Consider the following 20039-nt stretch of genomic DNA (forward strand, 5'->3'; position numbering starts at 1 on the left):
CCGAAATCAGACGTCGCCCGCCACGCCGAAGTCCCGGCGTGCAGAGACGATGGTGACGATGACACCGGCAAGGACATCGAGCAGCGTCATCGCCGTCAGGATGAAGAAGGTCGACGTGGCAAAATTCGGCATCAGCAGGAACTGCACCAGGCAGAGAATGAAGATCAGCAGCGAAATGCCGTGATTGATAATCGTGGCAGTGCCGGTGCTGGTGGATTTCAGGATCTCGAGGAAGAGGAAGATGACCGCCAGCAGGACGATCGCATCCCCCTTTGTAAGCACCCATTCGACCCCCGAGATCATTGGCAGGCCAAGGAACCGCTCGTTCAACAGGCTTGCCATGGGGGCGGCCTGCGACTGGATCAGCTGGCCGGAGGCGTCAATATCCTGAACGGGGCCACCAAAGGCCATGGCCAGGAGATTGTAGAGCACAACCGGTATAACCAGCAGCGGAAAGATCCCGAACATTAGACGCATGAATGACCCCTGTTTTTGAGTTTCGCCATTGCCCGCGCGACGTTTCTGGTCACGCTCCATCTTGGCAATAGCCGCGCCCGCCAATGCGATCTGAGTATCTTTCGAGGCATTCTTGGCCACGTCCACCCTCGCAAAGCCGGTTGCGTTTACCAACCCTGTCTAACGTATCGCGGCGAGGGTGGCGAGGAGATTTGCAGGGGCCCGGAACAGGCTCAGCTTTCCGGTGAGCTGATGGGTTTTTCAAAGCTGGCTTCTTCAGCCTTGTGATGCAGCTGCAGGTTCAGAAGAACCCCCTTGGCCGCTGGTAGCAGCCAGAGGCAGAGCAGGGTGACGACTGCCGCCACACCCAGCATCGCAAGCAGTTTCAGCCCGAAGGGCAGCGGGCTCATCGGCACCAGGAACAGGAAAGGTGCCATAAGGATGAGCACCCCGAAGCCTACGAAGAAAGCCGGGCCATCGGCCGTATCGGCTGCGGTCATGTCGCGCCCGCAATAGGGGCACGCATCGTTGAGCTTGAGATAGCCCCTGAAGAGTTTGCCCACACCGCATGCACCGCAGCGCTGACGAATGCCGGATAGGATTGGGGTTGGTTGATCGCTCATGTTCAATAGTTAGGCATTCACCCTTGTCCTGGCGCCGTGACAAACGCCCGCGCCTCCTCTTGACGCGGGCAAGCGCATTGCCCACGAGTGCGCCGGTTTCCACGCCCTCCCGGAGCGCCTCTCATGTCCGATCCTGTTTTCAGCCGCCTCGCCATCATCGGTGTGGGCCTTATTGGCTCCTCGATTGCACGGGCCGCGGCGGAGTATGGCGCGGCTGGAGATGTCGTTCTCTATGACGCAAGCCCGGACGTGCGCGCCCGGGCCACGGAGCTGGGGCTCGGCACCATTGCCCCGACCTTGGAAGCGGCCGTGGCCGAAGCAGACTGTGTGATCGTTTGCGTGCCTGTCGGCGCTATCGGCGCAGTCGCGGCGGGCGCTGTGCCCGCCATGAAATACGGCGCCATTCTCACCGATGTCGGCTCGGTCAAGAGCGAGGCGGCCCGCGCTCTGCATGATGCCGGGGATGGCCGTATCCATGTGATTCCGGGCCATCCCATCGCCGGAACGGAACAATCGGGCCCGGAGGCCGGTTTTCCAACGCTGTTCCGCGGCGCGTGGCATATCCTGACGCCCCTGTCGGGCCAGGATGAAGCCTACCAGACCGCCACCGACCACCTTGCGGCCTTCTGGACCCGGCTTGGCGCCCGAGTGGAAGCGATGGACGCCGCCCGCCATGACCGCGTGCTGGCCATTACCTCGCACCTGCCCCACCTGATCGCGTTCAACATCGTCACCACCGCCTTTGATCTTGAATCGGTGGAGCAGGGAGAAGTGGTGAAATACTCGGCCGGCGGTTTCCGAGATTTCACCCGCATTGCCGCATCAGACCCTGTGATGTGGCGGGACGTGTTCCTCAACAACAAGGATGCGGTACTTGAATGCCTTGGGCGGTTTTCTGAAGACCTTGCCGTCCTGCAGCGCGCCATACGCTGGGGCGACGGGGATACGCTCATCCGGGAGTTCACGCGCGCCCGCTCGATCCGCAAGGCGATTATCGATGCCGGTCAGGATTCCAGCGCCGTCAACTTCGGCCGGAATGCGCCAGAGCCCGACGAGCCTGCCTGAGGCTTACTTGGGCGCGCGCTTGGCGAGGATCCGCTGCAGCGTACGGCGGTGCATGTTGAGGCGGCGCGCCGTTTCCGAGACGTTGTGATTGCAGAGTTCATAGACGCGCTGGATGTGTTCCCAGCGGACCCGGTCTGCTGACATCGGATTTTCTGGCGGGGCAGGGCGCTCGTCCTGCGTGGCGGTCAGCGAGCGGATTATGTCTTCCACATCAGCGGGCTTGGAGAGATAATCGACGGCGCCGGCCTTGACCGCCGCAACGGCTGTCGCAATCGCGCCATAGCCGGTGAGGATCACCGCGCGGGCGTCCGGGCGATGCTTTTGCAGCACTTCGACCACGTCGAGGCCGCTGCCGTCTTCCAGGCGCAGGTCCAGCACGGCAAAGGCCGGCGGGTTGAGGCGGGCGATATCCTTGCCTTCAGACACATTCGTCACCGCCGAAACGATGAAGCCACGCTGGGCGAGCGCGCGCGCAAGACGCTGCACAAACGGACCGTCATCGTCCATGACGAGGCAGGATTTGTCTTCGACGCCCTCAAGGCTCGGATGCAGGTTCACGACAGCGGGGCGTTCCATACGCACTCTCCTTTGGGCGGTCTTGCCGCCGGTAAGGGGATATATGGAGGAATTGTCAACTATTCCAAGCTTCGCGGCAGCAGCGCGGACAGCGGCCAAACAGCCTGAACTATGGCGCCGGTGGCAGGTGGCGTCCGGTTGCGGGAGGCAATTCGGCCGCCAGTACGCTCGATCAGCGTCTTTGCGATGAAGAAACCGAGGCCCATGTCGCCTCCGCCAAGGCGGGCTTCGGAACGTTCAGAAATATACGGCTCACCCAGTTTGGGCAGCACTTCGGGTGAGAAACCCGGCCCGTCATCGGTGATGGTGATCACCACCTGATCGGCCGTCCAGCTTGCGGTGGCGTCGACGCGGGTGGCGGCAAAGCTGACGGCATTCTCGATGAAGGCGCCGAGGGCATGCAGGATTTCCGGGCTGCGGGCGAGGATGGGAGGCTTGTCTGAGCCGCCTTCGCCGGGCACGGCCCGCACGACGAGCGCAACGCCCAGACCCTTCATCGGAGCGGCGGCTTCTTCCACCAGGGTATCGAGCGGCATGCGCGCATGCACGATATCGGTCGCGTCGCGCGCCTCACGGATTGCCGAGAGGATCGAACGGCAGCGGTCTGCTTGTTCGGCAATCAGCCGGAGATCTTCGGCGTGCGGATCATCCGGGTCCATCTGCTGGACGAGCTCTTTTGCCACAAGGTGAATGGTGGCGAGCGGTGTCCCGAGTTCATGCGCGGTCATGGCCGACATGGCGCCGAGCGCGGAGAGTTTCTGCTCGCGCGCCATGACGACGCTGGCCGCATCAAGCGCGCGCACGAGGCGGGCTTCGTCCTGGCTGACGCGGGCGGCCGACAGGGTGAAGAAGACAACCCCGACGGCGAGGGCGGCAAACTGGCCCCACTGGAATAGAATGGGCAGGTGCGTGCCGCCGCTTTCGTCCCAGGGCAAGGGCAGGCTGATGAAGGCCATCAACCCGGCAAGGCAAAGCGCCAGCAAGGCGATGGCGGTTGCCCGCAGGCGCCGGAGGCTGAGGGCGGCAACCGTGACCGGTGCCAGTATCAGAAGGAGGAAGGGGTTCGATAGCCCGCCGGTGGCGGCAATGAGCGCGGCCAGCTGTACCGTGTCAAAGCCGAGCTGGAGCACGGCCTCCCAGCCACTTGTCAGGCGTTGGGACTGGAAGGCGAAGGAAAGGAACACGTTGAGCCAGGCAGACGCCGCGATGATTGCGAGGCAAAGCGCCAGGGGCAGGTCGAAGCCAAGGATGAACGCGACCAGCAGTACGGCCGCCGTCTGCCCCGCCACTGCCAGCCAGCGCAGGGTTATGAAGGTGCGCAGCCGCGTGCGCCCTAGCGCTGATTGCGCCGAACCCAGCCCCTCGGGCGCGAGGGTGAAGATCGCGTCTTCGAAGCCCAGTCTCGAATCTCGGGAGAAATCATCCATGCCGGACTTATGCGGCAGCGTGTCCCTTGCGCCAAGCGCCCGAATGAGCGCCTATCCCGGCCATGCGTACATCCCTCTCCTTCGTCCTTCCCGCTTTCCTGCTACTTGCGGCCTGTGGCGGGTCCGAAGCGCCCGCATCCGGCGGCACCGCGGTTGCCAGCTCCGGCGGCACGCAGTCAGGCTGCGCCAGCCGCGCCTATTCTGAGATCGGCGGCCCGATCTCGCTGATCGATCATACCGGCGCCCGCGTTACCCAAGAGATGTACAAGGGCCAGCCCACGGTCATCTATTTCGGCTTCACCTATTGCCCTGATGTTTGCCCGGCAGCGCTCTCCACACTCGGCGCGGCTTACCGCCGCCTGCCTGAGGGTGAAACGCCGCCCCAGACCCTGTTGATCTCGGTTGATCCGGAGCGGGACACCCCCGAAGCGCTCGCCACCTATATCACGACCCCGGCCTTTCCGGCGGGGCTTACCGGCCTAACCGGCACGCCGGAGGAAATCCGCGCTGCAGCTGACGCTTTCCTCGCCGACTATGCCCGGATCGAGCAGCCCGAGAGTCTTGCCGAATACACTATGGACCACACCAATCTCATCTATGTGATGGATGCGGACTGGAGGCTGAAGACCTTCTTCACCCATGAGGACACGCCCGAGACGATCTCGGCCTGCCTTACGGAGTTGTTCTAGGCTGGCTATAGCTCGTCAGCCCCGCCGGGATTGCGGCGGCGGCGGATGAGCCACATCACGCCGCGCAGGTCTGACAGGGCGTCCTTCAGGCGGCCGAAATTGGTGTAGTTCGAGCGTCCTTCGCCGCGCGGGCGATGGTTCACTTCCCGGAACTCCACGTCATGGCCCTCGGCCCGCATCAGTGCAGGCATGTAGCGGTGCATGTGGTCGAAATAGGGAAGCAGAAGGAAGGTTGTCCGGTCCATCACTTTGATGCCGCAACCGGAGTCGTCGCAATTGTCCTTGAGCATCCGTTGGCGGATGTTGTTGGCAAAGCGGCTTCCGAAGCGTTTCCAGGCGGTGTCCTTTCGGCTGCCGCGCCGGCCCATGACCATCTTCAGCGTTGGCGGGGCGTCTGCTCGGGTGAGCTGGCGGTAAAGGTCTGGCAGGTCGGCCGGGTCGTTCTGCCCATCGCCGTCCAGAGTGCCAACGACCGGGCCGCGCGCCGCCAGGATGCCTGACCGGATCGCCCGGCTCTGACCTGCGTTCTTGCGGTGGCCGAGCACGCGCAGCATCGGGAACCGGGCTTTCATCGCGGCGAGTTCAACCCGCGTGTCGTCGGTCGATGCGTCATCGACAAAGATCATTTCGAAGGCCCGGCCATCAAGGGCGCGGGCAATCTCGGTGGCGAGTTGTTCGACATTTCCGGCTTCATTGTGAACCGGCACGACGACGGAGAATTCAAGCGAGTCGGCCACGGCCAGTCCATTCATTCAATTCGATTATCTGCGGCACATAGCCGTCCCGGCGCCCAAAATCGAGTGCTGGCTGGCACGCGCGGGCAAGTGCAGCGGCCATTTCTTCGGGAGTGTGTCCTAATTGTCCGGTGTCAACTGGCTGTATCGGGGCTTGCGGGTGTCCAAATGGGCGCCGCCAATTGTGCAAGACGAATGATCCAAGGGACGCTAATAAGCTGGCCATGACACTGCTCGACCGTCTCTCCACCGGCTGGAAGGCCTGGGTTCTTCTGTTCGTTATCACGTTTGGCGCAGCTGCGCCGGGTGTATTCCTCCTCCCGGCGCTGGACCGGGACGAGAGCCGCTTTGCGCAGGCCTCCAAGGAGATGCTGGAGGAGGACAATTACATCCTGATCCAGTACCAGGACGAGCTGCGCAACAAGAAGCCGGCCGGTATCCACTGGATGCAGGCGGCGTCCACGGCGATCTTCACCGGGCCGGAAGCCAACGAAATCTGGACCTATCGTGTCCCCAGCTGGCTGGGCGCCGCTTTCGGTACGCTCGCTTGTTTCTGGGCCGGCATCCCCCTTATCGGGCGACGGGCGAGTTTCCTTGGCTCGGCCCTCTTCGGGGCGACGCTGCTGCTGACGTCTGAGGCGCACATTTCCAAGACAGACGGCATGCTGATCTTCCTGACGACGCTCGGCATGGGTGCGCTGGTGCGGCTCTATGTCGGGAAGTCCCAGTCGAAAGCGATGGCGCTGCTCTTCTGGGCCTGCATGGGCGCCGGCTTCCTGATCAAGGGACCCGTGACGCCGATGGTCGTGGCCTATGCCGGTATAGGCGTCTGGCTCTGGGACCGCTGGAAGACAGGACAGGGCGGTAACTGGTGGCGGGTCCTCCTCTGGTGGCCGGGCCCGCTGATCTTTGTGGCGATGGTTCTGCCCTGGCTGATCTGGATCCAGGTGGCGACCGACGGGCTTTATGTGCAGGGGGCCGTCGGCAAGGACCTCAAGGACAAGTTCGTCGGCGCCTCTGAAGGCCATGGCGGCTGGCCGGGCTATCACCTGCTGCACATTCCGGCCTGGTTCTATCCGGCGAGCCTCCTGGTGATCCCGGCCATTATGGCGACGCGCCGCGCCCTGCGGGGCGAGACACTCAGTGCCTTGGGTCATGGCACCGCCGGCCTGAAGTTCCTGCTCGCCTGGGGCGTGCCGACCTGGATTTTTTTCGAGTTCCTGCCCACCAAGCTCAGCCATTACATCCTGCCGGCCTATCCGGCCTTCGGTCTTCTCTGCGGCTACGCTGCCGTCCAGATGATGGACGGGATGAAGATGCCGCTGGCGCGCGGGCTCGGCATGGTCACCTTCGCGCTGGGCGCGGCGCTCCTGCTGGTGGTCTCCTATCCCGGCGTGACCAGCTATTTCATGGCCGAGACGACCGGTGACTTCACCACAGTTTCCAGCGAGGAAGTGCTGGCTTCCTGGACGCCCTACCGGGACTTCCCACTCTGGCTCTGGGCGGCGGGCTTTGCGCTTGCCGGGCTGGCGCTGGTGGAATCTGCCCGTCTGCGCATAGGAGCGGCGATCACGATGGCCATCCTCTCCAGCGTCGCTATCGGCTGGCATGTGCGCATCTTCATGCTGCCCAGCCAGATCTGGGTGCAGCCGACGGAGACAGCGCGCCTGGCGCTTGAGGACGTGTGCGGCGTTCCCGGCGAAGACGATGTGTGCAATGTTCCGACGCCGGAACGCGTGCTGGCGCTTGGCTATGCCGAGCCCTCCTATGTGTTGTCGCTTGGCACGCAGAACCTGCACCCCCCGCAGACGCCGGTGGAGCTGCCTACGGATGCCGCAGCCTATCCGGTGGTCTACCTCCTGAATTTCGAGGACCGGAAGGCGGAGCGGCCGATGACCGAACTGGCGGCAGCCCTGCGCGAACAGGGCGTTCGGCTCGGCCTCTGCCTGACGGAAGGAGCGCCGCAATACGCGCTCAACTATTCGAACGGCGATCCGGTCCACTTCCGCGCCTGGCGGTTCGACTGGGGCGGGTGCCCCGACGGCGATCAGCCTTCCAGCTCAACATCCCAATAGAGATAGTCCATCCAGGTATCGTGGAGATAGTTCGGCGGGAATTTCCGGCCGATATCCTGCAGCTGGAAATTGTTCGGCCGGAATGGCCGGTGCTGGAGGTCCAGCCCGCTCTCGCGAAGCAGCTTGCCGCCCTTGGCAAGATTGCACGGGCTGCAGGCGGTGACGATGTTGTCCCAGGTAGTGCGCCCGCCCTTGGAGCGAGGGACGACGTGATCGAAGGTCAGGTTGTCTTGCGCGCCGCAATAGGCGCACTTGAAGCCGTCGCGCAGGAACACGTTGAAGCGTGTGAAGGCCGGGGACCGGTCCTGGCGGACGAAATCGCGCAGGGCGATGACCGAGGGAAGCCGCATTTCCCGGCTGGGGCTGCGCACGACATAATCATACTCGGCGACGATATCGACCCGGTCGAGGAACACTGCCTTGATGACTTCCTGCCAGGGCCAGAGGGACAATGGATAATAGGAGAGCGGCCTGAAATCAGCGTTCAGGACGAGCGCGGGACGGCCATTGGGCGGGGTGGTGATGATCTCAGCCATATGTCCCTCCTGTGTGGCCCCTATGGGCATGATCCGGGTTGATCCTGCTGAAGACGCGCGCTCCTGGTGCTTCTGATTAACGCCCGTTTAGGCGATTCCTTTGATAAGATTATGACAGCGGAGGCTGAACGCAAGGGCCTGTGCGCCGCGCGCTGTCAGGCAGAGGGCGCTGCGTCCCGGGCCCGTTTGGCATTCAGCCAACCCCAGAGCAGGTGGGCGGCAACTCCCCGATGGGGCCGCCAGGTCTCGGCACGCTGGGTAAATAGCTTTGATTCCATGCGGGTTTCATAACCGCCCAGCTGTTTGTGGGCTTCCATCAGGCCAACATCGGCAATCGGGAAGGCATCCATCGCGCCGACGGCGTAGAGCAGGAACAATTCTGCCGTCCAGGGGCCGATCCCGCGCACCGCGACAAGCTCTGCCCGGGCGGTATCGAGGTCAGCGGCGCACACGCGGGTAAGGTTTAACTCGCCGGTCACCATGGCCTCTGCAATCGAGGTAAGATGCGCAACTTTCGGCCGGGAGAGGCCGCAGGCCCGCAGCGCCTCGGGTTCGGCGGCGAGCAGGGTTTCTGGTGTTACCTCGCCGAGGAAGACTTCCACCCGGCCCCAGATCGTCGCGGCGGCCTTGGTAGACAGCTGCTGATGGGCGATCATCCGGCCGAGCATGTTGAAACCCGGCTCGCTGGTGCGCCAGGCGGGCACGCCGAGGCAGTCATAAGCACGAGCAAGGGCGGGGTCTGCCAGGGCAAGGCGTTCGCAGGCGGTTTTCAGCTTGCGGCGGCTTGGCGCAGTCATCCCAGCTTTTCCTTCTGAATGGCGGCGCCCTCTTGAAGGAGCCGGTTTGAGGCTGTCTCAAGAACCTCCTCAAGACGCGGCATCAGGGACTTGCGGTCAAGCCCTGCAGGAATGGCGGGCAGGATTTCGTAGATGATCTTGCCAGGCGTGCGCCGGGTTCCCCGCCCACGCCAGCAGAGGCCCGCATTAGTCGCCACCGGCACGATTGTCAGGTTCAGCGCCTTGTTGAGCGCCGAGATGCCGGCAGGCTGGTAGGCGGGCGGCGTATAGGGGGCCGTGCGGGTGCCTTCTGGGAAGATTATGACGCTGCGGCCCTTGGCGACGCGCTGCTTTGCCGAGGTGATCATGCCCTTGAGGGTTTTCGACGTGCCAGCCCGGTCGATGGGGATCATGTGGGTTTTCAGCGCGTACCAGCCGAGGAAGGGATAGAATAACAGCTCCCGCTTCATGATGATGGCGGGGTCGTTGCAGACAATGAAGGGGATGAAGATGTCGAGCATGCAGTGGTGCTTGCCGGCATAGATGTAGGCGCCTTGCGGCAGGTGTTCCCGGCCCCGGATCTCCGTCTCGATATTGCAGATCAGCTTCAGGCCCACGCGGATGATCTGGGCATAGAGCCGGATGGCGCGCTGGGCCACGATGCGGGGCAGGAACAGCGTCGGCAGGTAGAGGATGCCGCAGATGGCCATCCAGCCATAGAGCCAGGCAACGAACAGGTAGGAGCGCAGCGCAATCATGACTGCGCTGTAGCGACGTTCCGGCCGCCCGTCACTATAGCGGGACTACATCACCGATTTGAGCGCCCGCATGACGGTGACGCCCGCCGCAATGCGCGCAGCCAGTCCGGCAATCACCGGGGTGACAACGAGCACGGCGAGATCGGGGAAGTCGAGCGTCAGTTCTGGCAGCAGGCCAGAGCGGTTGCCGCTGGTCCGCGCGACGGCGATCAGCAGCGCCACGGAAGCGAGGGCGACAAGAGCGCCGACTGTGCCTGCCCGCAGGCCCAGCAGCCAGAAGCGGCGCTCGAACAGGGCGGCGATGAACCGGTCCCGCGCCCCTGCAATATGCAGCACTTCGACAATATCCCGCCGCGCCAGAAGGGCTGCGTGGGTGGCAAACGCAATGACGGCGATGGCTGTGGAGGCGAGGAGGGCGACAATACCGAGTGCCACGAGCCGCGCGGTACCTAGCATCCGGCGCACATCACCTGCCCAGGCCGAATGGGAATCCACGGCGGCCAGATAGCCTGCCTCTTCCAGCACCGTGGTCAGCGCCTGGCCGATGTCGCCGGCTTCTGGCGCAGCGGTGACCGCGATGAGGCGTGGAACCGGCAGATCCGCTGGAAGGCCCCGGCTGCCAAAGGTTGGCTCCAGCAGCACGGAGATTTCCGCCTCGGATAGGAGGCGGGCGCCGTCCACCCCCTCAACCGACTGGACGAGCAGAGTGGCAGCCTGCGCGTCCTGGGGGGCGGCGTCTGACAGGGAGACGGTGTATTCCCCCTCCACTTCGGCGGTCCATGCGCGAGCAGCGCCGTAGGTGGATTTCGCCGTCAGTGCGGCGAGCGCGGCGAGGAAGCAGAGCGCGCCGACGACGAAGAACAGCGCCGCCTCACGGGCGTCTTCCAGCGGGAGGAGGGAGGTTTCAGCGCGTTTCATTCGCTTGCCTTTATCTCGATGCCATCGCCCCGGCGGCGGGAGGCCTTGCCGGCCTCGGGTGCATTCTTTACCAGAAGGCCATTGGCGAGGTGATAGACCGGCGCCTCGATCTGGCGGACTAGGCCGAGATCATGGGTGGCGATGATGACGGTGGTGCCAAGGCGCTTGTTGAGCTCGATGAAGAGGCGCATCAGCCGCGCGCCCATTTCAGGGTCGACGTTCCCGGTCGGCTCGTCGGCAATCAGCAGGTCGGGCTGGGTGACTACCGCGCGGGCAATCGCCACACGCTGCTGCTCGCCGCCCGAAAGGGTTTCGGGGCGCTTGTGCATCCGCTCGCCGAGGCCCACCCAGGCGAGGAGTTCCTCCACATCGGCGCGGTACTGCGCCTCTTTCCGGCCCATGACGCGCAAGGGCAGGGCGGCGTTCTCATAGGCGGTCAGGTGGCCGAGCAGGCGAAACTCCTGGAACACGACGCCAATCCGGCGGCGCATGGCCGAGAGCTGGTCACGGGTCAGCCGGCTGGTGGGGCGCCCGAATAGGGAGACTTCGCCGGTGCTGGGAGGGCGGGCGAGGTAGAGCAGCTTCAGCAGGCTCGACTTGCCCGCGCCTGAAGCACCCGTGAGGAAGCTGAACGAGCCGGGTTTCAGTGCGAGATCAATCCCGCTAAGGATTTCACCGGACGCATCATAGCGAAGCGTCACCGCGTCGAGGCGGACGGCCGCTTCGTCGAAAATGTCCGGTCGTAGCTGGGTCATATCTTTGGCGCGTCCGGTGTTTGCGGGTTCAACGAACGGGGCGAGTAGCGGGGAAGACTTCGGGCCATGATCCTAACCTGTCCTTCCTGCGGGACCCATTATTTCGCCGATGACTCAACAATCGGTGAAAGTGGGCGGACTGTTAAGTGCGCGAGCTGCGGACAGTCCTGGTTCGTGCAGCCGGCCCACCTTGCCGAAGAGGCGCCCGCCAAGCCCGCCCCGCATGAGCTTTACCGCGAGAAGATGCGCGAATCGCGCCGCGAAAAGAGCCGATGGGCGGCGCTGATGTCGTGGGTGGTGATCGGCGTCATCTTTGTTGCGCTGACGGGCGCATTTTTCTTCTTCCGTAATGAGGTGGTGAAGGCCTGGCCCCAATCGGCCAGCGTCTACCGCCTGTTTGGCCTGGAAGTGAACCGTTTCGGTCTCGAGTTCGAAGGCGTTGTTCACACCCGTACCTTCAATGACACGATCCCCATCGTCACCGTCACCGGCCGGGCCGTGAACGTGGCCAAGGCAACGATCGAGACACCCGGCGTGCGGGTGGACCTGAAGGACGAGGCGGGCGAGATCGTCGCCACCCGTTTCAGCTATGTGACCCCGGTGGAGCTGGCGCCCGGCGCGGCCGGCCAGTTCGGCGTCGTGGTCGAGCCAACCCCGATCGAGAGCTATGAGATCGAGCTGACCTTCGTGGACCGCTCGGCCGTGCCGACCGAACCGCCGGTGGAAGACCCTGCCGGGGAGGTGATCGAACCGGCCCCGCCGCTGCCGCCAGCTTTGATGCCGATGGAAGAGGGAGCCCCCGGCCCGCAATGACCGACCTGCCCAAGATTGATGTGGTGATGCCCGAGGCCGAGCTGATGGCCCGTGTGGAAGGGCTGGCCACCCGCCTTGCCCCGCGCCTTGCCACCCCGGACTGGACGGCGGTGTCGATCCTGATCGGTGCGACGCCATTCACCAGCGACCTGATGAAGGCGCTCGCCCGGCGCCACATCCACCCCGTTCTGGACGTTATGTGGCTGGAGAGCTACCGTGACGCGCGCGAGAGCTCGGGCCGCGTGGTGGTGCGCGCCGACATTGCCCGCAGCGTGGAAGGGCGTGGCGTGCTACTGATCGACGATGTGTTCGACACCGGCCGCACGCTGGACTTTGCCCGCCAGCACCTCCTGGCCAAGGGCGCGCGGGAAGTGATCACCGTGGCGCTGACGCAGAAGCCCTGGGCCCCACGCGGCGAGCTGGGCGTCGATTTCTGCGCTTTCGACGCGCCGGGCCGTTTCCTCGTCGGCTATGGCATGGACGACAAGGGGCTCTATCGCGGCCTGCCGTTTATCGGGGCGCTTGATTAGATTGCTCGCGGCTGTTTCCGCGTCTGCGCCGCGGCGCCCGGGGATCAGGTTTAGGTTGAGGAGTAGGCGCTTTCGCCCGCCGCGCACTGCCAGCGGCGTTTCGGGCAGTTTTCGGGATGACTTAGGCGCTGCCGGGCCTTGATCGCCCCTCTGGCAAGCACAGCGGGATCGCTGATCCTCGGGGCCCCTCACGTTCGTGACCTCTGCCAAAAGGGGCGGACCAGTTGGGATTCTCTCCCGGCTTTTGCTCCGGCCTGCCTGGATCAACCACCCTGGAGATTGGATGGGCCCTTACTCCCGTCACACCCCATCCTCCGGGGGTCTGCTCGGCCGATTGGAGAGTAATCGCTTGTCCTCGCTGCCCACAAACCGAAGGGTACCGGCGCGGCTCCTGCAGGAAGGATGCGTGGAGCTTGGCCGGGCGGGGGACCCAGGCGGATAAGTTGCCCGGAAAATTTCTCGGTTCGTCTTCCGGTTTTGCCTCAGGTAAAGACCGGGACCGAGCCTGCGCTTTGGTTCTGCGGGACTTTCTGGAGACCGGACATTTGCTCTCCCAAATTCTGGGATGATGAGGAGCGCGGGATGCGGAGGATAGGGCGGCGCTTATCCCCAACTCCCGAGTCCTAAACTCCCGGCCCTCTCAGACTTTATGGAGGAGGGGAAATGGTGTCTTGGGCCCGATTCCGGGCTTGACTTCACATAAAATAAAAAGCACTTTGTAAATCAAAGCAATCTCTGGAGAACAGATATGACCCGTACGCCGAGCCTTGCCGATGACCTGAACTACATTCGCGACCTGGCGGAAGCGGGCCAGAAAGCGCCGCTCCTGGGCGGGCGGTTCCTGGCGATGTGGGGCGGGCTCGTATCGCTTGCCTATCTGGGGCACTTCCTGATTGCCACCGGCGCCTTCCAGCTGGACGGTATGGCTTATCTTTATCTCTGGATCGCGTTTGGTTTGCTCGGCGGGATCGGCCAGTTCCTGCTCGTCTCCGGCGTGCGCGGCAAGGCAGGGCAGGCCTCGGCCGGCAATCGGGTGCAGGCGGTGCTCTGGACCACGTCCGGCATATTTCTCTCGGTCTATTTCCTTGGCCTGATTGCCCGCATGTTGCTGACCGGTGAAGGGGTGGAGGGCTTCTACTGGTCGGTTCCGATGGTGCTCGGGCTCTATGGCATCGGCCAATTCGTGACCGGGGAGATCTCCGGGCAGACGGCCCTGAAATTTGCCGGGATCGCGGCGTTTGCCGGTGTTCTGGCGGCAGTCTTCCTGACGGGCACGGAATACATCTGGCTGGTTGGCGCGGTCTCTGCTTTCCTCGCGGTTTGCGTTCCGGGGCTCCTGATGATGCGGGCTGAGCCCTCCGAGACGGTTTGAGCGACGGGAAGGATACGCCATGAGCGACGACAATCCCTTCGACCATAATGACATTGATGACGTGATCCACGGGCGCCTGCGCCTTGGCGTGATGGCCTACCTGTCGACCGCCAGCCCGGCGGTGTTCGGGGAGCTGCGCGACAAGGTTGGAGCGACGGATGGGAACCTCTCCACGCATCTCAAGAAGCTGGAAGAGGCAGGCTATGTGACGCAGGAGAAGCGCTTTGTCGGCAAGAAGCCGCAGACGCGCGTGTTCCTGACAGACGCAGGCCGCAAGGCCTGGCTCGCATGGCTGGCGCGGATGGATGCGATCATGCGGCCGGCCGAATAGGCTGCACGCAAAAGACATCCGGGCTCACGCGGCGTTGATTTGAACCGATGAGGCCCCTGTGGCGTATAGCGACACATGAGACAGCCCCTGTTTACCCGCCGCCTGTTCCTTGCCTCCAGCGCGCTCGGCCTTGCCGCCTGCACGGCGGCTTCGGCCAAGGACCTTCCGAAGTCCCCCGTCAGCACAAGCTATGATGATGATGATTGGCGCAATCTCAGCGATGCGGACTGGAAGGCGCGCCTGTCTCCGGCCGCCTACGCCGTACTGCGCGAGCATGACACTGAGCGGGCGTTTACCTCGCCGCTCGACCGGGAAACACGGACGGGTGTCTATCATTGCGCAGGCTGTGACCTGGCATTGTTTTCTTCCGATACAAAGTTTGACTCTGGAACCGGCTGGCCGAGCTTCTGGGAGCCTTTGCCAGGCGTGATGGGAACGAGCGTTGACCGGCTTCTGTTCTATCCGCGAACGGAATATCACTGCGCGCGATGCCTTGGCCACCAAGGGCATGTGTTTGATGACGGCCCGGCGCCGACCGGCCAGCGCTGGTGCAACAACGGCGTGGCGCTGGCATTCAAGGCGGCCTGAGACCGGCCTCAAAGGCGGTTATGAAAAGCCCCTCTCTCGATACCGGGAGAGGGGCTTTCCTTTGTCAGTAGAAGATTGCCGCGGCGAAGAAGGCGAAGAATGCTCCGATCACAAAGAGTGCGACGCTCAGCCCCCAGACAATCCAGCTGACGCTCCGGGCCCGGGCACAGGCGGCCGCCTGGGCCCTGTCGGCCGGGCAGGGGAGATTGCGGGCGTGCCATTGCCAGGCGCCGCTGGCGATCAGCAGCGCGCCAGCGAAGGCGAACACCAGTTCCTTGTTCTTTCCGAGCCAGGTGATCTGCGGTACCGTCTCGACGAGACCCGCCATTACCGCGCCTGCCCCGAGGCTCACGAGCAGGGCGGGCAGGGCGCAGCAGATCAGTGTGCCGGTCGAGGTGAACAGCGTCAGGAAGGCCGGCAGGGTGCTGGGCGGACGGATTTCATCGGTGTCTGTCATTCGGCTGCCTCCCGCTCGATTGAGGTCAGGGAATAGCCCGATTTGCGGATCAGTTTTTCGATGGCGGCGTCATCCATGGTCTGGCCGGGGTTCATCGAAATATGCACTTCGCCGCTGTCGAGATCGACATGTACGCCTTTGACGGCGGCTTCCTTCTTGAAGACTTTCTGGATGGACTGGGCGCAGAAGTCACAGACGAGGCCGTTGACATAGGCAGTAACGAATTCGCCTTTGGCCTTGCTGGCGGTGGCCGGTGTTTCCGGGGCGGCGAGCGCGGGGCCGGCGGCCGTCATTGTAAGGGCAGCGGCGAGGGCGAGGGTTTTGAAGAGGTTCATGTCGGATTTCCTTTAGAAACGATAGATCCAGTTGAGGAGGAAGCGGTCTTCTTCCAGCGTGTAGCCTGCCTCGACGAGGACCGGGCCGGTGAAGAGGCGCAGGAGCGGGGTGACCTGGACGGGATTGTCCGCCTCAGGATGGTGTTCCACCTGAAGCATGGCCCAGGTGTGGAGGTCGCCATAGCCGGCCACATAAGGGGCAAGGCCGAACCGAGCGGCATGAGAGACAGATTGGTCTGTGCCATAATCCCGGGCGCGCACGTCATAGGAGACGAAGACGCGCCGGGTTTCCCAGTCTGCTGCGAGGCCGGCAAGGCCGGCGGCGCGCTGGCCGCCCCCGTCATAGGGATCGGCGGCGCCTGCGCCGAGCTTCAGGTAGAGGTTGCCCTGGCTCTTGGGCGCGTTCCAGCGCTTGACCAGGCGGTTGTACTGAAGGCCGGTGAAGACCGTGTCCATGTCCCAGTTGTTCTCGGTATAGAGACCGATCGAGTCTGTGGCGGTGGGCGAGTAGTGCAGGTGCAGGGAGGAATACATCCCATTATTGTCCTGCATCACCGTCCAGCCGCCCGCATACGACACGGGCCGGGCGCTCGCAGGCGCTGCGAGGGCCGCAAGGGCGAGCCCCGCAGCAATGAATTTGGATGGCATGAGCCGATTGTCCTGTCTGTTGATTGATCCAGTGGCGGATTATCGACAGGTCAGGCTTTCGGGGGCGGGGGCTCGGGGATTAGGGTGCGCGAGGGGGCGCTGTCGCCAGGTGGGAAGCTGGCGGGGAGGATGAAGTGCACGGTGGCTGCGTCCGGCATTTCGGGCGCGGGGAGAGCGGCGAGGACGGCAGGGCAGCAGCAGGCAGCATCTGTGGCCATGGCCTCTTCCGGGGAATCGCCGGGTGTCTGGGCCGGGGCTGCGTCCGCCATCATGTCGCAATGGGCGTGGGCGTCATCCGAATCAATTTCTGTTGCGGCGTGCGTCACCTCGTCCTGCATGTGGCAGGGGCTGGCATGGGCGCCAAGGCCGCCAGCGATCATCAGCCACAGGCTGAGGGAGAGAAGAAGCGCGCGTTTCAGCATTCAGCCTCAACATGGGGCGCCGGAAGCGCAGCGTCAAATAAACTTACTGTGCGGTCCAGCCGCCATCGATGGAGAGGTCCGCGCCGTTGATCTGGGCGGCGGCGGGCGAGCAGAGGAAGCTGGCGAAGGCAGCGACTTCTTCGGCGGTGACGAATTCCTTTGTCGGCTGGGCGGCGAGGAGGACATCGGTTTTTACCTGTTCCTCGGTCATGCCGCGGGCCTTGGCGGTGTCGGCGATCTGGCCTTCGACCAGGGGGGTGAAGACATAGCCCGGACAGATGGTGTTGCAGCGCACACCGTGGACAGCGCTCTCCAGGGCGGTGGTCTTGGTGAGGCCGGAGAGGCCGTGCTTGGCGGCGACATAGGCGGATTTGAAGGGCGAGGCGACCTTGGCATGGGCCGAGCCCATATTGATGATGCGGCCCCATTTTTTCGATTTCATGTGGGGCAGGGCAAGGCGGGTAGTGTGGAAGGCGGCTGACAGGTTCAGCGCGATGATGAGGTTCCACTTGTCGACCGGGAATTCGTCGATGGGGGCAACGAACTGCGTGCCGGCATTGTTCACGAGGATGTCGATGCCGCCGAAAGTACAGGCAGCTTCGGCCATCATGGCCTCGATGGCGTCGGGCTTTGTGAGGTCGGCGCCGGTGAAGGCTGCTTTTACTTTATGATCCTTTTCAATACCCGCGCGAACTGCCTCGATCTCCTTTGCGTCACCGAAACCGTTAAGGACGATGTTAGCGCCGTCGGCTGCCAGTTGCAGCGCGATGGCCTTTCCGATGCCGCTGGTGGAGCCTGTGATAAGGGCGGTCTTTCCGGCGAGCATGGTCCTGTCTCCTTGAGGCGCCGGGACGCACTGGATAGGGTCGGGTGGTGGTTTCCAGATGCGGGGGGTAGACCCGCCAGCGAGGATAAACAAGGGTGATACTGGGAGAACTGAGCGCTTTTGATGCAGCCTTTCCGCGCTTCCTTTTGTCAACAGGGATGGCGGCTGTGATGCTTCTGGTGGCCTCCACCGTCTATGTCCTGCTCACACCGTGGAAGGAACTTGCCCTCGTCAAGGATGGCAACGCTTCGGCTGGTGTGGCGCTGGGCGGGGCGATCGGGGGGCTGGCCATTCCGATCGCGTCAACGCTGGCGTCTTCTGTCTCGCTGCCCGAGCTTGTGCTGTGGGGCGCCATTGCGCTGCTCATGCAACTCATTACCTACCGTCTAGTGGACCTTATCCTGCGGGGCATCCCGCGCCGCATCTCGGACGACGAGATGGGCGCTGCGGTGGTCCTGGCAGCTGCAAAACTCGGCACAGGGCTGATCTTTGCGGCAGGGCTGTGGGATCCGGTGTTGCAAAGGGTCTGACAGATGCGTGGCTTCGACTGGGTGATTTATGCGGCCGCCCTCGGCTTCATCCTCCTGGTCGTATTCTCGCTGGCGCCTGAAGCCGAGGCGCCAGCGCCGCCGCCGCCTTCGGAAATTGCCGAGGAAATGGGGCCGTTGTTGCCTGACCCCTCGCCGCTGGACGAGCTGGTGGTTGTGCAAGCCGGCCCGCCCAAGAACGGGGTGGGGACCGCTTTTGCCGTCAATTCGCGAGGCGACTGGCTGACCGCGCGCCATGTTGTGGATGGCTGCGCCAAGGTGAGCCTTGAAGTGGCGCCCGGAAATTATGTTCCGGTGGCGCGGATCGCGCTCGATGACGGCCATGACCTTGCGCTGCTCTCAACCGGGCGGAGCCCCAATCCGGTCACCCTGGATCTCGCCTCACCGATGTTCCTCGGCAGCGAGGGCTACCTGGTCGGGTTCCCGCAGGGGCAGCCAGGTGAACTCGCCGGCAAGCTGGTCGGTCGCTCGCGCCTCGTCACGCGCGGGACGCGGGAAGCGGATATGCCGATCCTGGCCTGGGCAGAAATCGGCCGCACCGAAGGGCTAAGCGGCACCTTGGGCGGCATTTCAGGCGGGCCGATCTTCAGCAAGGACGGGGCGGTGCGCGGCGTGATCGTGGCCGAAAGCCCGCGGCGGGGCCGGATCTACACCACAGCGCCGCAATCGGTGGAGGCATTCCTGACCAGCATCGGCGTTGCCCGCGAGGCGGGGCCAGCAGGAACCTTCGGGATGCGCGACTATGGCGCGGCATCAGACACCGCCCGGCGGCGCTTGCAGGTGGTCAAGGTAATGTGCGAGGTGGGCACATGACTGATTTTGCAGCCAGGCTCATCAACGGCACACGGAAATTTGGCCCGCTCTGTGTGGGGATTGATCCCCATCCGGGCCTGATCCCGGATATTTTAGGTGGCGATACGCCTGAAGGCGTCTGGAAATGGTCGCAGGCGATCATCGAGGCGGCTGCCGGCAAGGTGGCGGTGGTCAAACCCCAGGTCAGCCTGTTCGAGCGGCATGGCCCCGAAGGCATGGCGGCGCTTCAGGCGGCGGCAAAGGCTGCGCGCGCGGCCGGGCTGATCGTGCTGATGGACGCCAAGCGCGGGGACATCGGCAGCACGGCGGAAGGCTACGCGCAGGCCTATCTGTCGCCTGGCGCGCCGTTTGAAGGCGACGCGCTGACGGTGAACCCCTATATGGGGCTCGATACGCTGGAGCCTTATGCAAAGCTCGCCAAGACCCATGGCAAGGGCGTGATCGTACTGGTGCGCACTTCCAATCCCGGGGCTGCCGATTTCCAGTCGCGGATCATGGGCGGGGCGCCGCTCTATGTGCGCGTGGCCGAAGCGCTTGGCCCCTTGACCGAGCGCCTGATGAGCCCGTGTGGCTGGTCGAGCCTGATGATGGTGATTGGCGCAACCGCGCCCGAAGAAGCCCGCGCTGTGCGCGCGCTGGCGCCCAAGGCGCTGTTCCTGGTGCCTGGCTATGGCGCGCAGGGGGCTGCCGCTTCTGAGGCCTGCTCCGGCCTCGTGAACGGGGAGGGCGGGGTGGTGAGCGCGTCACGGTCAGTCAATTTTCCGAAGGCGGCGGCCAGCGCCGGCGACAAGGCAAGCTGGCGCCAGGCCATCGAGGACGCGATCCTTGAGGCGCGCGACGAGCTCCGGCTGGCGGCCATCGCCTGAGGCAGGCCGCTCCCGCCGCGTCATGGCTCGACTTTACACCACAAGCAGATAGTCTCCCGGCAAATTGACCCTGCGCGCGTGGGCGCGGCAGGGCGAAGTCTG

Annotated in this window: 26 protein-coding genes and 1 pseudogene; 12 read left to right on the forward strand and 15 right to left on the reverse strand. The window is 64.0% G+C overall.

Annotated elements, in window-relative coordinates; genetic code table 11:
- Positions 1-6: 6 nt before the first annotated feature.
- Together KG722_RS04100 and KG722_RS04105 are read right to left on the reverse strand one after the other, a co-directional pair.
- Positions 7-477: a hypothetical protein gene (locus tag KG722_RS04100; RefSeq protein WP_213269744.1), complete on the reverse strand. Its 471-nt coding sequence runs from the start codon at positions 475-477 to the stop codon at positions 7-9.
- Between the two features lie 212 nt (positions 478-689).
- Entirely contained in the window at positions 690-1019 is a 330-nt protein-coding gene (locus KG722_RS04105; RefSeq protein WP_213269746.1) for a DUF983 domain-containing protein, read from the reverse strand.
- A 183-nt stretch (positions 1020-1202) separates the two neighbouring features.
- Between KG722_RS04105 and KG722_RS04110 the strand changes: the two genes are divergently transcribed.
- The gene (locus KG722_RS04110; RefSeq protein ID WP_213269748.1) at positions 1203-2144 is read left to right on the forward strand and encodes a prephenate/arogenate dehydrogenase family protein; all 942 of its coding nucleotides are present in this window, start codon (positions 1203-1205) and stop codon (positions 2142-2144) included.
- Between the two features lie 3 nt (positions 2145-2147).
- Here KG722_RS04110 and KG722_RS04115 read toward each other — a convergent pair whose 3' ends face one another.
- Together KG722_RS04115 and KG722_RS04120 are read right to left on the reverse strand one after the other, a co-directional pair.
- Positions 2148-2720: an ActR/PrrA/RegA family redox response regulator transcription factor gene (locus KG722_RS04115; RefSeq protein WP_213269751.1), complete on the reverse strand. Its 573-nt coding sequence runs from the start codon at positions 2718-2720 to the stop codon at positions 2148-2150.
- A 59-nt stretch (positions 2721-2779) separates the two neighbouring features.
- Positions 2780-4147, reverse strand: a complete 1368-nt coding sequence (locus tag KG722_RS04120) for an ActS/PrrB/RegB family redox-sensitive histidine kinase (RefSeq protein WP_213269754.1) — start codon at positions 4145-4147, stop codon at positions 2780-2782.
- Positions 4148-4209: 62 nt separating this feature from the next.
- Between KG722_RS04120 and KG722_RS04125 the strand changes: the two genes are divergently transcribed.
- Positions 4210-4836 carry an SCO family protein gene (locus KG722_RS04125; protein ID WP_213269756.1) on the forward strand — a complete coding sequence of 209 codons (627 nt, stop codon included), beginning with the start codon at positions 4210-4212 and terminating at the stop codon, positions 4834-4836.
- Between the two features lie 5 nt (positions 4837-4841).
- Here the strand turns inward: KG722_RS04125 and KG722_RS04130 are convergent, their stop codons facing one another.
- Entirely contained in the window at positions 4842-5588 is a 747-nt protein-coding gene (locus KG722_RS04130) for a glycosyltransferase family 2 protein (protein WP_300998224.1), read from the reverse strand.
- A 206-nt stretch (positions 5589-5794) separates the two neighbouring features.
- On the opposite strand from KG722_RS04130, the gene KG722_RS04135 reads away from it, so the two are divergent.
- The gene (locus KG722_RS04135; RefSeq protein WP_213269759.1) at positions 5795-7645 is read left to right on the forward strand and encodes a glycosyltransferase family 39 protein; all 1851 of its coding nucleotides are present in this window, start codon (positions 5795-5797) and stop codon (positions 7643-7645) included.
- Here the strand turns inward: KG722_RS04135 and KG722_RS04140 are convergent.
- The 5 genes from KG722_RS04140 to ftsE all read right to left on the reverse strand — a co-directional run bounded on the left by KG722_RS04140 (position 7618) and on the right by ftsE (position 11388).
- Positions 7618-8181, reverse strand: a complete 564-nt coding sequence (locus KG722_RS04140; RefSeq protein ID WP_213269762.1) for an HNH endonuclease — start codon at positions 8179-8181, stop codon at positions 7618-7620. The genes KG722_RS04135 and KG722_RS04140 overlap by 28 nt on opposite strands.
- Positions 8182-8336: 155 nt before the next feature.
- The gene (locus KG722_RS04145; RefSeq protein ID WP_213269764.1) at positions 8337-8978 is read right to left on the reverse strand and encodes a DNA-3-methyladenine glycosylase 2 family protein; all 642 of its coding nucleotides are present in this window, start codon (positions 8976-8978) and stop codon (positions 8337-8339) included.
- Entirely contained in the window at positions 8975-9715 is a 741-nt protein-coding gene (locus KG722_RS04150) for a lysophospholipid acyltransferase family protein (RefSeq protein ID WP_213269767.1), read from the reverse strand. Before KG722_RS04150 ends, KG722_RS04145 begins: the two co-directional genes overlap by 4 nt.
- A gap of 45 nt (positions 9716-9760) precedes the next feature.
- A complete protein-coding gene (locus KG722_RS04155; protein WP_213269769.1) occupies positions 9761-10633 on the reverse strand; it encodes a cell division protein FtsX in 873 nt (290 codons plus the stop codon).
- Positions 10630-11388 carry a cell division ATP-binding protein FtsE gene (gene ftsE, locus KG722_RS04160; RefSeq protein WP_213269772.1) on the reverse strand — a complete coding sequence of 253 codons (759 nt, stop codon included), beginning with the start codon at positions 11386-11388 and terminating at the stop codon, positions 10630-10632. Before ftsE ends, KG722_RS04155 begins: the two co-directional genes overlap by 4 nt.
- 66 nt (positions 11389-11454) lie before the next feature.
- Between ftsE and KG722_RS15375 the strand changes: the two are divergent.
- From KG722_RS15375 to msrB, 6 genes and pseudogenes are all read left to right on the forward strand, one after another.
- Positions 11455-11550 (forward strand): annotated as a pseudogene (locus KG722_RS15375) (MJ0042-type zinc finger domain-containing protein); the annotation flags it as partial.
- A gap of 12 nt (positions 11551-11562) precedes the next feature.
- Complete coding sequence (locus KG722_RS04165; RefSeq protein ID WP_366910215.1) at positions 11563-12201, forward strand: FxLYD domain-containing protein; 639 nt, start codon at positions 11563-11565, stop codon at positions 12199-12201.
- Positions 12198-12731, forward strand: coding sequence for a phosphoribosyltransferase family protein (locus KG722_RS04170; protein WP_213269785.1), 534 nt, complete (start codon positions 12198-12200; stop codon positions 12729-12731). The genes KG722_RS04165 and KG722_RS04170 overlap by 4 nt, the downstream gene beginning before the upstream one ends.
- Before the next feature lie 748 nt (positions 12732-13479).
- Positions 13480-14103, forward strand: a complete 624-nt coding sequence (locus tag KG722_RS04175) for a hypothetical protein (protein WP_213269787.1) — start codon at positions 13480-13482, stop codon at positions 14101-14103.
- A 19-nt stretch (positions 14104-14122) separates the two neighbouring features.
- On the forward strand, positions 14123-14434 hold the full coding sequence (locus KG722_RS04180; RefSeq protein WP_213269789.1) for a transcriptional regulator: 312 nt from the start codon (positions 14123-14125) through the stop codon (positions 14432-14434).
- Positions 14435-14509: 75 nt separating this feature from the next.
- The gene (gene msrB, locus KG722_RS04185) at positions 14510-15022 is read left to right on the forward strand and encodes a peptide-methionine (R)-S-oxide reductase MsrB (RefSeq protein ID WP_213269792.1); all 513 of its coding nucleotides are present in this window, start codon (positions 14510-14512) and stop codon (positions 15020-15022) included.
- 64 nt (positions 15023-15086) lie between these two features.
- Here msrB and KG722_RS04190 read toward each other — a convergent pair whose 3' ends face one another.
- From KG722_RS04190 to KG722_RS04210, 5 genes are read right to left on the reverse strand one after another with little or no spacing between them, the layout of a single operon-like run.
- On the reverse strand, positions 15087-15479 hold the full coding sequence (locus KG722_RS04190; protein ID WP_213269794.1) for a hypothetical protein: 393 nt from the start codon (positions 15477-15479) through the stop codon (positions 15087-15089).
- Positions 15476-15814 (reverse strand): heavy metal-associated domain-containing protein, encoded by a 339-nt coding sequence (locus KG722_RS04195; protein ID WP_213269797.1) that lies wholly within the window; start codon positions 15812-15814, stop codon positions 15476-15478. The genes KG722_RS04190 and KG722_RS04195 overlap by 4 nt, the downstream gene beginning before the upstream one ends.
- Before the next feature lie 12 nt (positions 15815-15826).
- Positions 15827-16462 (reverse strand): hypothetical protein, encoded by a 636-nt coding sequence (locus KG722_RS04200; protein WP_213269799.1) that lies wholly within the window; start codon positions 16460-16462, stop codon positions 15827-15829.
- A 50-nt stretch (positions 16463-16512) separates the two neighbouring features.
- A complete protein-coding gene (locus KG722_RS04205; protein ID WP_213269800.1) occupies positions 16513-16884 on the reverse strand; it encodes a hypothetical protein in 372 nt (123 codons plus the stop codon).
- A 43-nt stretch (positions 16885-16927) separates the two neighbouring features.
- Complete coding sequence (locus KG722_RS04210) at positions 16928-17710, reverse strand: 3-hydroxybutyrate dehydrogenase (RefSeq protein WP_213269802.1); 783 nt, start codon at positions 17708-17710, stop codon at positions 16928-16930.
- A 95-nt stretch (positions 17711-17805) separates the two neighbouring features.
- Between KG722_RS04210 and KG722_RS04215 the strand changes: the two genes are divergently transcribed.
- Genes KG722_RS04215 through pyrF form a run of 3 tightly spaced genes read left to right on the forward strand, consistent with a single transcriptional unit; the run spans position 17806 to position 19937 of the window.
- On the forward strand, positions 17806-18240 hold the full coding sequence (locus KG722_RS04215; RefSeq protein ID WP_213269803.1) for a DUF350 domain-containing protein: 435 nt from the start codon (positions 17806-17808) through the stop codon (positions 18238-18240).
- 3 nt (positions 18241-18243) lie between these two features.
- Entirely contained in the window at positions 18244-19071 is an 828-nt protein-coding gene (locus tag KG722_RS04220; RefSeq protein WP_300998225.1) for a serine protease, read from the forward strand.
- The gene (gene pyrF / locus KG722_RS04225; protein ID WP_213269805.1) at positions 19068-19937 is read left to right on the forward strand and encodes an orotidine-5'-phosphate decarboxylase; all 870 of its coding nucleotides are present in this window, start codon (positions 19068-19070) and stop codon (positions 19935-19937) included. The genes KG722_RS04220 and pyrF overlap by 4 nt, the downstream gene beginning before the upstream one ends.
- Positions 19938-20039 lie beyond the last annotated feature (102 nt).

This window comes from Hyphomonas sp., from assembly GCF_018402285.1.
In the GTDB taxonomy this organism is placed as follows: Bacteria; Pseudomonadota; Alphaproteobacteria; order Caulobacterales; family Hyphomonadaceae; genus Hyphomonas.

Bases quoted from the DNA above. Each gene is read 5' to 3' on its own strand.
- KG722_RS04120 (WP_213269754.1), bottom strand. From the start codon at position 4,147: ATGGATGATTTCTCCCGAGATTCGAGACTGGGCTTCGAAGACGCGATC.
- KG722_RS04110 (WP_213269748.1), top strand. From the start codon at position 1,203: ATGTCCGATCCTGTTTTCAGCCGCCTCGCCATCATCGGTGTGGGCCTT.
- KG722_RS04135 (WP_213269759.1), top strand. From the start codon at position 5,795: ATGACACTGCTCGACCGTCTCTCCACCGGCTGGAAGGCCTGGGTTCTT.
- KG722_RS04205 (WP_213269800.1), bottom strand. From the start codon at position 16,884: ATGCTGAAACGCGCGCTTCTTCTCTCCCTCAGCCTGTGGCTGATGATC.
- KG722_RS04155 (WP_213269769.1), bottom strand. From the start codon at position 10,633: ATGAAACGCGCTGAAACCTCCCTCCTCCCGCTGGAAGACGCCCGTGAG.
- pyrF (WP_213269805.1), top strand. From the start codon at position 19,068: ATGACTGATTTTGCAGCCAGGCTCATCAACGGCACACGGAAATTTGGC.
- KG722_RS04150 (WP_213269767.1), bottom strand. From the start codon at position 9,715: ATGATTGCGCTGCGCTCCTACCTGTTCGTTGCCTGGCTCTATGGCTGG.
- KG722_RS04175 (WP_213269787.1), top strand. From the start codon at position 13,480: ATGACCCGTACGCCGAGCCTTGCCGATGACCTGAACTACATTCGCGAC.
- KG722_RS04130 (WP_300998224.1), bottom strand. From the start codon at position 5,588: ATGAATGGACTGGCCGTGGCCGACTCGCTTGAATTCTCCGTCGTCGTG.
- KG722_RS04220 (WP_300998225.1), top strand. From the start codon at position 18,244: ATGCGTGGCTTCGACTGGGTGATTTATGCGGCCGCCCTCGGCTTCATC.
- KG722_RS04195 (WP_213269797.1), bottom strand. From the start codon at position 15,814: ATGAACCTCTTCAAAACCCTCGCCCTCGCCGCTGCCCTTACAATGACG.
- KG722_RS04210 (WP_213269802.1), bottom strand. From the start codon at position 17,710: ATGCTCGCCGGAAAGACCGCCCTTATCACAGGCTCCACCAGCGGCATC.
- KG722_RS04180 (WP_213269789.1), top strand. From the start codon at position 14,123: ATGAGCGACGACAATCCCTTCGACCATAATGACATTGATGACGTGATC.
- msrB (WP_213269792.1), top strand. From the start codon at position 14,510: ATGAGACAGCCCCTGTTTACCCGCCGCCTGTTCCTTGCCTCCAGCGCG.
- KG722_RS04145 (WP_213269764.1), bottom strand. From the start codon at position 8,978: ATGACTGCGCCAAGCCGCCGCAAGCTGAAAACCGCCTGCGAACGCCTT.
- KG722_RS04190 (WP_213269794.1), bottom strand. From the start codon at position 15,479: ATGACAGACACCGATGAAATCCGTCCGCCCAGCACCCTGCCGGCCTTC.
- ftsE (WP_213269772.1), bottom strand. From the start codon at position 11,388: ATGACCCAGCTACGACCGGACATTTTCGACGAAGCGGCCGTCCGCCTC.
- KG722_RS04115 (WP_213269751.1), bottom strand. From the start codon at position 2,720: ATGGAACGCCCCGCTGTCGTGAACCTGCATCCGAGCCTTGAGGGCGTC.
- KG722_RS04200 (WP_213269799.1), bottom strand. From the start codon at position 16,462: ATGCCATCCAAATTCATTGCTGCGGGGCTCGCCCTTGCGGCCCTCGCA.
- KG722_RS04140 (WP_213269762.1), bottom strand. From the start codon at position 8,181: ATGGCTGAGATCATCACCACCCCGCCCAATGGCCGTCCCGCGCTCGTC.
- KG722_RS04170 (WP_213269785.1), top strand. From the start codon at position 12,198: ATGACCGACCTGCCCAAGATTGATGTGGTGATGCCCGAGGCCGAGCTG.
- KG722_RS04125 (WP_213269756.1), top strand. From the start codon at position 4,210: ATGCGTACATCCCTCTCCTTCGTCCTTCCCGCTTTCCTGCTACTTGCG.
- KG722_RS04100 (WP_213269744.1), bottom strand. From the start codon at position 477: ATGCGTCTAATGTTCGGGATCTTTCCGCTGCTGGTTATACCGGTTGTG.